We start from the raw sequence: 13,325 nt of genomic DNA, 5'->3' as shown, positions 1-13,325 counted from the left end.
ACGATAAACTCGTTTGGGATCAGGAGCCTTAAAGCCTGATAGAGCGGCACTCGTATGGGTGCCGCTCTTTTCAAACTTAAAGGAGGAAAGCGGCATGAAGGCGAAAAATAGTAGTAATATTTGGTCCAAACGTTCCAAATGGCTGCCTGTCGTCATGGCATGCACGATGATAGTAGGGGGGGCTCTACCGACTCCAACTGTAGTTCACGGTCAAACGGCAAAGACTGTTACCATTAAAGTCGATACATCCAAGGATCGTAAGCCGATTAGCCCTTATATTTACGGTACGAATCAGGAATTGGCAGGCGATGAGAATCTGACTGCCAGACGACTTGGTGGCAATCGAATGACCGGATACAACTGGGAAAACAATATGTCTAATGCAGGGAGCGATTGGCAGCAATCCAGCGATAACTTTTTATGCAACAATGGCGGTCTGACAAAAGCTGAATGTGAAAAGCCGGGGGCGGTAACGACTTCGTTCCATGATCAATCGCTGAAGCTAGGCACTTATTCTTTAGTTACGCTGCCGATGGCTGGTTATGTGGCCAAGGATGGAAACGGAAGTGTGCAGGAAAGTGAAAAGGCTCCTTCTGCTCGTTGGAATCAGGTCGTAAACACCAAAAATGCACCGTTCCAACTACAGCCCGATCTGAATGACAATCAGGTTTATGCGGATGAATTCGTCAACTTTTTAGTGAAAAAGTACGGCGTTTCTTCAGCAAAGACGGGCGTGAAAGGATATGCGCTCGACAATGAACCTGCTCTCTGGTCGCATACGCATCCGCGCATTCATGGTGAAAAGGTCGGAGCGAAAGAGTTGGTAGACCGGTCGGTAAGTTTATCCAAAGCTGTGAAAGCGGTTGACGCGGGTGCGGAAATTTTTGGGCCAGTCCTTTACGGTTTTGGCGCCTATAAAGATCTTCAAACTGCACCTGATTGGGACTCTGTAAAAGGCAATTATAGCTGGTTCGTAGACTATTACCTGGATCAAATGCGCCTTAGCTCGCAAGCCGAAGGTAAGAGATTGCTGGATGTCTTCGATGTACACTGGTATCCTGAAGCGATGGGCGGAGGCATACGAATTATAAATGAGGTAGGCAACGACGAAACGAAGAAAGCCAGAATGCAAGCGCCTCGTACTTTGTGGGATCCGACCTACAAGGAAGATAGCTGGATCGCTCAATGGAACAGCGATTTCTTGCCTTTACTGCCTCGGTTGAAGCAGTCGGTGGATAAGTATTACCCGGGAACCAAGCTGGCTTTGACTGAGTATAGCTATGGCGGCGAAAATGATATTTCCGGCGGTATCGCTATGACCGATGTGTTGGGCATCTTGGGCAAAAACGACGTTTATATGGCAAACTACTGGAAGTTAAAGGAGGGTGCCAACAACTACGTTAGTGCCGCTTACAAGCTTTACCGCAATTATGACGGAAAAAGCTCTACTTTCGGGGATATCAGCGTTAATGCACAAACGTCGGATATTGTTAATAGCTCGGTGCATGCTTCCGTAACAGATGCATCCTACAAAGAACTGCACCTCGTTGTCATGAATAAAAGCATGGACAGCGCATTCGACGCCCAATTTGATCTCTCCGGTGAGACGACTTATGGTTCCGGTAAAGTATGGGGTTTCGACAAAAATAGCTCGCAAATTAAGGAAGCTGCACCCATCACGCAAATTTCAGGCAACCGCTTTACCTATACAGTACCGCCTTTGACGGCTTATCACATCGTGTTGAATGCCAGCGATACGTCTGTGCCACCTGTGGAAGGTCCTGAAAGCTTTGCGCTGAGGGCGGAGGCTGGCGATGGGAAAGTCGATTTGTCCTGGGACGCTTCCAACGGAGTAGTAAGTTACAGTGTACAGCGGGCAATGGTTGAAAATGGTCCTTTTGCTGTGGTAGCATCCAACTTGGTCGAAACGTCTTATACGGATACTAATGTAACGAACGACACTTCATACTTTTATAAAATAACTGCAAAAACAAAGGCGGGAACGAGCGAATCCAATATTTTGAAAGCGGTTCCGCGGACGTATGTAGACGGCCCGGATCGCTATGAAGCCGAAGATGGCAAACTGAAGGGAACCATTGTGGAATCCAGCGGGAGCGGCTTCTCCGGTACTGGTTATGTAACTAATTTCCACAATGCAGGGGATTCCCTGACGATGAAGATCCAGACAGAGGCGGCAGGCTTGTACAATCTTACCATCGGCTACCGTTCTCCTCATGATGACAAACGCACGAATTTCTCATTAAACGGCAAAGCATTTGGCGAGCTGGTACTTAAGAAAACGGCTGATTTTAAAGAAACTTCCGGAGGCAAGGTGCTGTTGAATGCAGGTGCGAATACGATTGGTTTTGAAACAGGATGGGGCTGGTACGATATCGACTACGTCAAGCTGGAGCCAGCTGCTGACCGCCCACCCCATGCGGTAACCAAAACGCTCACCAATCCGAATGCGACGGTAGAAGCAAGAGCATTGATGAACTACCTGGTTGATCAATACGGGAAGAATATGCTTTCCGGTCAAGAGGAAATTGCCGAAATTGATTGGCTTCAAGCCAATGTAGGTAAAAAGCCGGCGATTGCAGCGCTTGACCTGATCGACTATTCGCCAAGCAGAGCGGAACACGGTCTTAGTTCCACAGAGGCGGAAAAAGCGATTGAATGGGATAAGCAAGGGGGCATCGTTACCTTTGCATGGCACTGGAACGCGCCGAAAGGGCTTATTGATACGCAGGGAAAAGAATGGTGGAGAGGTTTCTATGCCGATTCGACCACATTCGATATCGAATATGCGATGAATCATCCAGAGTCTGAAGATTATAAATTGCTTATTCGCGACATCGATGTGATTACAGGGCAATTGAAGAAGTTGCAGGATGCGAAAGTTCCTGTCCTGTTCCGTCCTTTGCACGAAGCGGAAGGCAAATGGTTCTGGTGGGGCGCCAAAGGTCCTGAGCCTGTTAAAAAATTGTATATTTTGATGCACGACCGTTTGACTCATGTACACAAATTGAACAATCTGATTTGGGTCTGGAACTCTGTTGCTCCGGATTGGTATCCGGGAGACGAGTATGTGGATATTTTGAGCTTTGACTCTTATCCGCAAGCAGGCGACTATAGTCCGCAAATTGCAAAATACGAAGACCTTGTTACATTAGGCAAGGACAAAAAGTTAGTTGCCATGAGCGAAAACGGACCTATCCCGGATCCTGATCTGATGAAGGCGTATCAAGCCCATTGGAGCTGGTTCGCTACATGGTATGGAGATTTTCTGAGAGACGGCAAACAAAACAGCCTTGAGCATTTGAAAAAAGTGTATAATCACCCGAACGTCATTACGCTTGAAAAGCTCCCGACGAACTTGAAAACGTATGGCATTACCGAGCAGCCGTCAGTACCGGGCAGCTTCACGCTGAACGCCGCAGGCGAAACGGCAAAAGTAAAGCTGAGCTGGACAGCATCAACGAATGCGAAAAGCTATGAAGTGAAGCGTTCGACGGCTGAAAACGGCGCGTTCGCCACCGTAGCGAGCGATGTATACGGAAGCAGCTACACCGACACAGCCGTAACAGCAGACACGACATACTATTACCAAGTCGTAGCGAAGAACGATGCAGGACAGACGCTTTCGAACACGGCTAGCGCAGCACCGAAAGCGGATACTCAGCAGCCGACAAAGGGATTGATGCTCCAGTATCGTGCAGCGGATACAAATGTGAACGACAACAACTTGAAGCCGCATTTCCAAATTGTAAATAAAGGTACAACCTCCGTACCGATCAACGAGTTGAAACTTCGCTACTACTACACGATCGACGGTGACCGTGAGCAGACATTCAACTGCGACTATGCGGTGCTGAGCTGCTCAAAGCTGAATGGTAAGCTGGTTAAAATGGATAAAGCCGTAACCGGCGCTGATTATTATTTGGAAGTCAGCTTCCAATCGGATGCAGGCGTGTTAGCACCTGGAGGAAGCACGGGCGAAATTCAAACTCGTATTCATAAAACAGACTGGTCGAATTATAACGAGAGTGACGATTACTCGTATAAAGGCACGCAAACTTCATATGCCGATCATACGAAAGCCACGTTGTATCATAATGATGTACTTGTTTGGGGAACCGAACCGGCAGCTAATTAGAACGGGCGTCTGATATAAGGCGACATGTGAATCAACCGATTATTTCCATTTTGAAATTAGATAAATACCATCACTGAAATGAGCAAGGGGATTTAGTTTCCCACCTGCTCATTTTTTTGTAGAAGAAACCCCCCAGTTCGACTGGGGGTTCAGGAAAGATTATAGCTAAGTTTACTAGGGATAACAAAGGATGGACAAGAGCAGTTTGGCACGCCGATAGTAACCCACCCAAGCCGATCTCAGTTCGGCTGACCGACAGGCAAATTCTCGAGACTCGTCTTTTTATTGATTATTTTGTAAAAAAAGAAATGATATGTTTGTTTCTATCTTTTTTGTAACACATCAAGAATTATAATTTCATTATAGCCAGTGGAAAGGAGGATAGGTTTAAGAATAATTGGCTCAGTGGATGCAGGGACGAACTCAGAAGAAACCTGCTAATAGCGACTTGCATTTTAACAAAGAAGCAAAATCACCTGTTTCAAAGGAGGCGTAGGTATAAGATAATGCCGCATTTTGAAATAAATTTTTATCTTGTTCTTTTTATTAGACGATCCAAAATCAAACCAATAAGATACCAGAAGCCTAGTGTAGTCAAGTATATAACAGGCATTGGAATATTTGCTTCTCGCACAAATCGAAATGATTCGTACATCCAAACCAAAGGGCTAATGATAGCCAATAAAAAATTATAGTCATCATAACCGGAAATATTTATAGTAATTACTAAAATTGAGATTAGAATCAACCAAAAGCGAAATGATTTCATCAACCATACCTCCAAACAAATATTTACAGTTAACATAACATATAGTCGTCGTTGTAGCAAAAAAATAATACAACAAAGTATACACTTACTTCTTGGACAGTATGAGTTAATTTTCATTAAACATGAAAGAAGGTCAAGTGATGAAAATAAATAAGACGGTTGTAACAATCGGGACTACCATTCTTTTAATTTCCTCTGTTGTTCCTGCTTCTCTAGCATTAAATGCTGCCTCAAAAGATTCGACAGGCTTTGTTAAACCAACCATATCGTCGCTTAAAGATTTAGATCATGTCGAAGTATTGAAATCGCTGAATAACGCTCAAACAGTCAACTTATCAGTGTATGGTGATTCAGATAGCCGGGGAAAACAAACTGAATATTTGAAAACATTAAATGGTAATGAGTTATTCGAGACACTTGGTGAACTTTCCATTTATGACGAGCCAAATTTTGAAAAATATGCAGAATCCATTTTACCCTATTTAAAAAAACAATGGCAGGGAAAAGTGCCTGCTGGAGTCTCAGATATCGTAACTGACCAAGAGTATAATTCAAAATTAAGAGCGTTTATTATAGATATACTGGCTAATGGTAACAAATTGGATAAAAGAAGTCTCGAAAAGATTAAAACTGTTGTAGAAAATAAGAGTGAGGACGAAAATCTTCGAAGATATGCTTTATTGCAACTAGAGCCACAAAAAGATGCTGCATTAAGTGCTGAAGAAAAGTCTATTAATTTGAAAGCAATATTTGATGATTCTAATGAATCTGTTCAAGTAAGGTCCGCCGCAATTACAGCTATGCGGAGGTTAAATGATCCTGATTTTAAAGTGGTCTTATCTTCTTTAAGCAAAAGTGAGAACGCGAATGATCCTTTACTTCGCACTTTGGTTACAAGCGCTGCAAAAGCCGGAGAGCTAGATAATTATACGGAAGTTGTGAAGAAAATTCTTAATGAAACTAAGGATGAGCAAGTTTTTGAAAGTACAATATACGCGCTTGGTGTTTCTGGTGGTGAGGAAGCAGTAAATCTAGTTGTACAGCATCAGGGGAAGTTTAAGGGCAATGCAGAGGAAATTGGTAAGTACTCCTTACTAAGAAATTTGAACACCATTTCATCCATGTTGAAAAGTCAATCTGATGATAAAATCATAACAGCTTTAATAGCATCAGAATTATCAATTATGGAGAAGTGTACCCTGACATAAAAGAAATCCATAAAAATTCCAAAAACTCAGAGGTTATCAAATCAGCAGAACACGCTTTAGAGACGATTATACCGGAAAATCTTGTTGATGAGTTTAATACCAAGAAGTGGGAGGGAAAATAATAATGCATAATATTTCTTTTCTAAATAAAAAAGTACTGATAGCTATACTACTTCCACTATTAGTTTTACTAGGAGCTAGTTACACTCACGCGGCAGATAGGGGTGATGCAGGATATAGAGAGGGGGGATGGCTTACTTTTGGAAGTGACCATGGTGGCGTACGCGGAAATAGTGGTGTGGTTTATGAAATTAGGGGCATTGCCAGTGGGGTTGTATTGAGTGATTTTGATAGCTTTAAATCTGGTAAAACATTCTATGGGTTTTATACCAATCCTTCTATAACAGATTCGAAAAGAGGTTATATTGTAAGCACGGTTGCTGCAATGACCGCCGATCCAGACATTTCTTATACTGCTCAAGCGCAACTTATGCATGACGATCATCGCTCATCATCCTACGTCCATGTTGATGAAATCACAGATATACGTTGCGATGGGGTTATCGAGTATGCCTATGAATATAATGATGTGTATGTATGGGGACCATCTAATACTAGAACAAGCTCAGGGAATCCAACAGATTTTGATATATCAAGTAAAGTAAATGTAGAATATCACGCAGATTTAGGATATGATGAGCCTTGGTTAGAAGTTAGTCCAAGAGTACAGCGTGGAGCGGCAACGGTAGATAACCCTACAAAATGGACTCAATTACGCCCAAGAACCTCGTAAAATCACATAACTAGTACACTAATCAGTCTTTGAACTGTAGATACAATCGTTTGAGTTTTATATGTAACGGGCATCTTCGGTAGTATTACGCCTGCTTATCAATAGCAGCATTAGTAGTGCAGTATTCTCTAGATTTCACTAAAAGGAAAAACGAAGGGCATTCTTGGATAAATCCGAGAGAGCCCTTTTTGCATTAAATAATCAGTACTTTAATGAAGGGCTTGAATGTTGAAAAAGGGATGTATTCCAAGCCCCGATTGTCATGGGGAAATCATAAAAAAAAGGCTCCTTTCTAAGGCATCATAAATTAAAGTGGATATATAGACCATATATTTCACTATTTTCGTAATTTTGTACTGAAATGAATTTTCTATAAGATGGATTTTACATATAAGGCACCACTTACGATATGTCTAAAACTTATTGAGGGGGATTGAAATGGAACATACACCTACGATCCGCTCGAAGATAGAGACCGAACTCAAGCAAAGAGGTTATACATTTAGCAGCTTTAGTAAAATATCTGGTATTAACCGTGGCACATTTAGCACCATGCTGAACAGTAACCCACCCAAGCCGATCTCCGTTCGGCAAATGGACTTGATTACCAAGGCATTGGGGTATCCCGAAGGCTGGTTGTATGAGTTATACATAGATGAATGCTTTCACGAGGGGAAAGGGCACTGGAAACGGATCAAACCTTTTTTATTGCGTTGTGTGGAGTTAGGGAGAAAGGACTGTATTCGAAGGGTACTATGGAGACTGACCGAGGACCTGTCCTATGTACGGACGATATTTGAGTTTGCAGAAGAACTGCACGAAGCAGGCAAGGAAAGGGAGTCTGTCCCCTTTTATGAGTGTGTGATAGAGAATGAAAGGTATCATCACTCGGAGCGATTGGCCATTAGTCAATACAGGCTATTTTCTTGTTCTTTAAACGAAGATCTGGAGAATAATCGTCAACAAGCTATAAAATTTGCTCCTTACCGCAAAAATTTGCCTGAATCTCATCAATTGGATGCTTTATTAAAGCTGGCAAATATGTACTACCAAGTTGATGATTGTGAGACAACTATACAATATGCTAAAGAACTTGAGGAGATCACCAAAAATATTTTTGAACAGCAGATTCAAACTAGGTTGAAAAAACATGAAATCAAGCCTCTAAATACAGAAAGACATCTAATCGTCTATTATGGTCAAGCTTATTTAATGCAGGGAGTTGCCCTTGAAAAGCAAGGGCTGTATGAAGAAGCAATGAAATTTATACCTTACTATGAAAAATTGACTTCTTTTAACGGGCTAGATGAAGTGGGAGTTTTAGAGGCACAGAAATTTGAAATGTGGGCAGAGGCAAACCGTTTGAATTTAGAAATTCTAATGGGAGATATGACTAATTTACCTGCTTATGTGGAACTTATTAGGAATAATCCTCAGGAAATATTACTTGGACTACTAACTATAATAGAGTCGGCCAATACCTACAATTACACAGTAGACGATATTTTGATCAATTTTGCTGAGAATATTAATGAATCTAGGAACTTGCGCACAAATATTTCTTATTATATGACGAACTATGACCTAGTGACCTATTCTCGCTTTTTTCTCGAGCTTAGTCGCTATTATTTTAATAAGGGAAACTATTCTGAGGCGATCGATAGTATGTTGAACAGTCTCAAAGCAACCTCACAGTTGAATGATAAGGCTTTCTATATCAGGTCTATCACGTTATTGTTTGAGAAATACAAAGACCATTCGACACGTGAACAACGGACAGAATATGAAAAAGTACTTAAAGCTGTCGAATATAACATTAAGCAAATGACGCCTTAAAACTCAAAAAGGCTATGTACTTTTCTACTATAGGTAGAGAGACATAGCCTTTTTTTACATTTAGAGAGTATGGTGCACCGCTAATTCTAAGGATTTAATTTATCATTAGCATCCGAATCACCTGATTTACTCACTAAAAGCTCACCCTCTGAAGAGGTGAACAGTTCTTTTAAAATCCGATAAGCTTTATTCTGTTCGGCTTCACTCTGCTGAGAAAGGATATGAACGCATTCCCATATCCAGGGCTGGCTTTTGAGTTCTTCATATGGATTAAAGTTAAAAAATGCAAATACGTTTGTGTTCAGCGCCTCTGCTATTTTCTCTAATGTTTTGATCTGCACATTGACTTCACCGCGTTCCAACTTCCCTATGTAGGAGCCTGTTGAATCGGATGCTTCTGCCAGTTGTTCTTGTGTAATATTACGCAATTTTCGAAATTGGCGAATTTTCGTTCCTATAAGTTTCGTTGTTTCCATAGACCTCCACACTCCTATAGTATGAGTGTAGACAAAGCCAGATCAGGCGTGGAGGTAATTGAATTGCCTAAATTATCATATATTTAGTCCTTGTGGAAACTATTTAATAAGTATCAAATTCCATAATATATTAAAACAGTGTAGAAAAGGGGTTGACCTTCACCCAGTTTATTCATATAATTTCTAGTATATTGTAATTGATTGTCGAGGAGGGTGATTTTTTAAAATCATCTGAATACGCCGGGGGTGTTTTTATTGGAAAATGCAACCACGATTCGTTCGGAAATTGAGAAAGAATTAAAACTTGGTGGCTACACTTTTAATAGTTTTGGACAAGCTACGGGGCTTAATCGGGGCATCTTTAGTGCGATGCTTAACGGCAATCCGCCTAAACCTATTTCTGTAAGACAAATGGACTTGATTACCAAAGCATTTAATTACCCAGAGGGCTGGTTGTATGACCTGTATGTGGATGAATGTTTTTATGATGGAAGACCACATTGGAAAAGAGTTAAGCCGTTCCTGATTCGTTGTGTTGAAGTGGGGAACCTGCGATGCGTGGAGAAAGTGCTTTCACGTTTAATGGAAGATCTTAACCACATTCCAACAATCTTTACTTTGGCAGAGGAGCTTTATGAAGAAGGGAAGTTAAAAGAGGCAATTCCTTTCTATGAATGTGTCATTGAAAATGAGAAATACCAGCATTCTGAGAGGTTGGCAGTTAGTCATTATAGAATTTTTTCAATCTCTGTTAGTGAAAATATGAAAATAGATGTGGAAGCTGCACTAAGATTTGTGCCTTTTAGAAATCGGGTACCTTTAGATTATCATTTAGATGGTCTGCTTAAACTGTCAAATCTTTATTACAACTTACATCAATGGAAAGAAGCAGAGCGTTATGCAGATGAATTAAGAGATCTTGCAACTATTGTTTGTAAAAGCAGAAAAACTAATAAAAAGAATTCCACGTTGAAAACTGAGAGACATTTAGTCGTTTACTATGGTCAAGGTTACTTGACGAAGGGAAATGCGTTGGAAAAACAAGGAAGATATGAAGAGGCCATGCAGTTTATTTCTGGCTATGCCGATTTGAGTTGGTTTGAAGATTTAGGGGAAATTGGTCAGCAAGAAGTGCAAAGGTTCACACTTTGGGCAAATGCTAATCAGCTTAACTTGAATATTCTTATGGGTGATACAAGTAGTTTGCCAATGTATATTCAATTTCTTAAAAATAACCCTCCCGAAATATTATTAGGGTTATTAACAATAGTAGAGTCGGCTAACAAGCATGGTTTTATAATAGAACATATTTTACAGCAGTTCTCTAACGAACTGACTTCCTTTAATAACGAATTATCTGTTGGTACCAGTTATTATAAGCAGTCATTTAGTTACAATACTTATGCTGATTTGTGTTACCAACTGGCTATATATATGTTTAATAACCTTTTCCATGAGAAGGGTGTTTATTATATTTTAAAAAGCTTAAGAAAATATCTTGAAATCAATAACAAAGAAAAGTGCATGGTCTGTACAGCCTTATTTGAAAGATTCAGAAATAAGGCCACAAAAGACCAAAAATCAGAATATGAAAGAATCATGGAGGAGGTTTTAGTTTATGCAATTAAAAAACCTTAAATACATGCTAATTATAGGACTTTTTAGCTTCTTTGAACTATCTCATACAATTACGGTTTTTGGACATGGAACTGGAGCTTAATAGTTATCAAAAAACAGCCTCGGTAAGGCTGTTTTTTTGATTCATCCCGTTAAAGGGATGAATTGGGTTTTATTATATTTTTAACCTGTAGGGAAGGTATCAGCTTGTAAACTAATGTAAATACCACACCGAACAGGAGGTTTATTGATGTGAAATGGAAACAATTGGAGGAATGCATCGAAGAAAAGCGGAAGGAATTAAATGATTTGGCGAATGAGGTGGGATTGAAGGATCGGCGGGTGTTGACCAAGTCTATGGAGCTGGATCGACTCCTTAATAAGTACAGCGACTGGAAATATAGCTATCGCAGACAACAGAGCATACCCCAAAGTTCACAAATACAAGAGAAGCAACACGAGCTTGTCCTATCTTACTAATCTTCAAGTATCATGACAAGATAAAACCTAACTTCACCAGGGCTTCTAATACATAGTGGGATATAGAATAAACAAAATAATTTCTATTGCATCTCGTACGTTGCTCTTATCCACGTTGTTCGTACGGTTTATTGTTCTGCGTCTACATCAGGCGGAAGCCATGTATTAATGATGAATATGTATCAAAAAAACCTCCCGATTCACGTTATTGCGTGACTCAGGAGGTTTTTGGGTTTTACTGTTGAAGTTGGCGTAGTACGGTGATTTCGACACGGCGGTTTTTTTGTCGTCCAGCTTCGGTGCTATTGTCACCAACCGGTCGGGTATCTGCATAACCCGCATACTGAAATCCTGAGGGTGAAAGTTGCTCTCTGTCGAGAAAGAATCGGAGTACAGATAGTGCCCGTGCGCCGGAAAGCTCCCAGTTGTCCTTGTACGTCGATGAGTTCGAGGAACGCGTGAATGGAATGTTGTCTGTATGGCCCTCAATGCTAATCGGTGTTTTCAAATCTCGAAATAGGCTGGCCAACTTGGATAGCGTGTTAGCAGAGCCTTGCTTGAGTGCAGCTCTACCTTGATCGAATAAAAAGCGGTCATTGAGCGTAATAACAATACCACGCGGCTGATCTGACACAAAAATCTGGTTTTCCAGTTTGTTGTCCGTAATATATTCTTGAATGACACCCATTAAATTTTGCAGCTCTTTTTCCTGCGTACGAAATGCTTGTTCACGTTCGGTGAGCTTTGTCGATCCAGCTTCCTTTTTATCGGCTGCTGGTTGCTTGGTCGTGGGTGGATTCTTGCTGGTGTAACGATCGGCAGTACCTGTAATGCCCGAGCCTTGCTCCAAAATAGAATCTCCCTTGTGGAACGTATCCTGGAGGGATTGAACAACGACATCGTATTTTTTAGCATCCAGACTACTCATGGCATACATCACAACGAAAAATATGAGTAGCAGGGTGATCAGATCGGCATAGGTAATCATCCAGCGGTCACGATGGTCTCCGCCGCCTCCTTGGCCCCCACGGCGCTTACCGCGCGCTCTCATGGAAATCCTCCTTTGGAGAAGCGTCCTCTGTGAGTGAGCGACGAGGCGGTTTGCGTTCTATATTTTGCTCTGAGCGGATAAAGAACTCCAACTTTTTGCGTACAAGTTTTGGATTCTCTCCGTTTTGGATAGCCAGAATACCTTGCAGCAGCAAATCCATCGTGATAATTTCACTCTCACTGACTGCTCTTATTTTGGATGCGATGGGCAGGAAGATCAGATTGGCGCTAGCAACGCCGTATAGTGTTGCGATAAAAGCAACAGCAATGGACGGACCAAGCGCAGTAGGCTCGGTCAGGCTGCCCAGTACATGGATCAGGCCCATAACAGTACCGATAATCCCCATCGTAGGAGCATAACCGCCTGCGGATTCAAATATTTTGGCGTACCCTTCATGTTTGTGTTCAATGGCATCTAACTCAAGCTCTAGAATCTGTTTGATCTGTTCTTGCTCGGTGCCGTCGATGACCAACTGAAGACCTTCGCGCAAAAATGCATTCGGATGCTCTGATGAAATACGCTCTAGCGCAAGCACACCGGATCGGCGTGAGGTGGCAGCCATGGAAACCAAATCTTCTATATATTGCTCCGTAGGATTGTTCTCACGGCTAAATGCCATCCGTAGAGCGGTGGGGATCGTCTTCAGCTTGGAAGCAGGGTAGCTGATCACAACTGCGGCGAAAGTTCCCCCAAATACAATGAGAGCCGATGTACCTTGAAGCAGTCCTGTAAATTCGCCGCCTTCCCATAAGAAGCCACCGATTAATGCTATGATTCCTGCGATGATGCCCAATACGATGGTGATATCCAAAATTTAATTCACTCCTATTCAAGACTTATCGTTTGCATCCATGGTAAGAAAGAGGTATAATACGGGAACAAACATTCTTATCCAACCATATTTCCCAAGTATCATTGCTCGGGAAATATCGACATAGA

Annotated in this window: 9 protein-coding genes; 6 read left to right on the top strand and 3 right to left on the bottom strand. The window is 41.6% G+C overall.

Translation table 11 applies throughout. From position 1 onward, the window contains the following. The first annotated feature begins 94 nt into the window (after nucleotides 1-94). The 4 genes from NSQ68_RS23115 (at nucleotide 95) to NSQ68_RS23100 (ending at nucleotide 8,762) form a co-directional block, all read left to right on the top strand. The gene (locus NSQ68_RS23115) at nucleotides 95-4,156 is read left to right on the top strand and encodes a glycosyl hydrolase (protein WP_342427284.1); all 4,062 of its coding nucleotides are present in this window, start codon (nucleotides 95-97) and stop codon (nucleotides 4,154-4,156) included. 909 nt (nucleotides 4,157-5,065) lie between these two features. Next, nucleotides 5,066-6,133 (top strand): hypothetical protein, encoded by a 1,068-nt coding sequence (locus NSQ68_RS23110; RefSeq protein ID WP_342427283.1) that lies wholly within the window; start codon nucleotides 5,066-5,068, stop codon nucleotides 6,131-6,133. 124 nt (nucleotides 6,134-6,257) lie between these two features. Further along, nucleotides 6,258-6,926, top strand: coding sequence for a hypothetical protein (locus NSQ68_RS23105; RefSeq protein ID WP_342427282.1), 669 nt, complete (start codon nucleotides 6,258-6,260; stop codon nucleotides 6,924-6,926). A gap of 438 nt (nucleotides 6,927-7,364) precedes the next feature. Next, a complete protein-coding gene (locus tag NSQ68_RS23100) occupies nucleotides 7,365-8,762 on the top strand; it encodes a helix-turn-helix transcriptional regulator (protein ID WP_342427281.1) in 1,398 nt (465 codons plus the stop codon). Nucleotides 8,763-8,848: 86 nt separating this feature from the next. Here NSQ68_RS23100 and NSQ68_RS23095 read toward each other — a convergent pair whose 3' ends face one another. Continuing rightward, entirely contained in the window at nucleotides 8,849-9,238 is a 390-nt protein-coding gene (locus NSQ68_RS23095) for a helix-turn-helix transcriptional regulator (protein WP_307351583.1), read from the bottom strand. 255 nt (nucleotides 9,239-9,493) lie between these two features. On the opposite strand from NSQ68_RS23095, the gene NSQ68_RS23090 reads away from it, so the two are divergent. Then, entirely contained in the window at nucleotides 9,494-10,876 is a 1,383-nt protein-coding gene (locus NSQ68_RS23090) for a DNA-binding protein (RefSeq protein WP_307351585.1), read from the top strand. A gap of 231 nt (nucleotides 10,877-11,107) precedes the next feature. Continuing rightward, nucleotides 11,108-11,335: an aspartyl-phosphate phosphatase Spo0E family protein gene (locus NSQ68_RS23085; protein ID WP_039271422.1), complete on the top strand. Its 228-nt coding sequence runs from the start codon at nucleotides 11,108-11,110 to the stop codon at nucleotides 11,333-11,335. A gap of 235 nt (nucleotides 11,336-11,570) precedes the next feature. On the opposite strand, the gene NSQ68_RS23080 is transcribed toward NSQ68_RS23085, so the two are convergent. Both NSQ68_RS23080 and NSQ68_RS23075 read right to left on the bottom strand, forming a co-directional pair. Further along, nucleotides 11,571-12,386, bottom strand: coding sequence for a flagellar motor protein MotB (locus NSQ68_RS23080; RefSeq protein ID WP_013312222.1), 816 nt, complete (start codon nucleotides 12,384-12,386; stop codon nucleotides 11,571-11,573). Next, nucleotides 12,370-13,197 carry a flagellar motor protein gene (locus tag NSQ68_RS23075; RefSeq protein WP_342427280.1) on the bottom strand — a complete coding sequence of 276 codons (828 nt, stop codon included), beginning with the start codon at nucleotides 13,195-13,197 and terminating at the stop codon, nucleotides 12,370-12,372. Before NSQ68_RS23075 ends, NSQ68_RS23080 begins: the two co-directional genes overlap by 17 nt. Between the last annotated feature and the right edge of the window lie 128 nt (nucleotides 13,198-13,325).

It is taken from the genome of Paenibacillus sp. FSL L8-0158, assembly GCF_038592965.1.
Classification (GTDB): domain Bacteria; phylum Bacillota; class Bacilli; order Paenibacillales; family Paenibacillaceae; genus Paenibacillus; species Paenibacillus polymyxa_D.
Note: the sequence above shows the minus strand (reverse complement) of the source record. Positions and strands in the feature narration are given on the sequence as shown.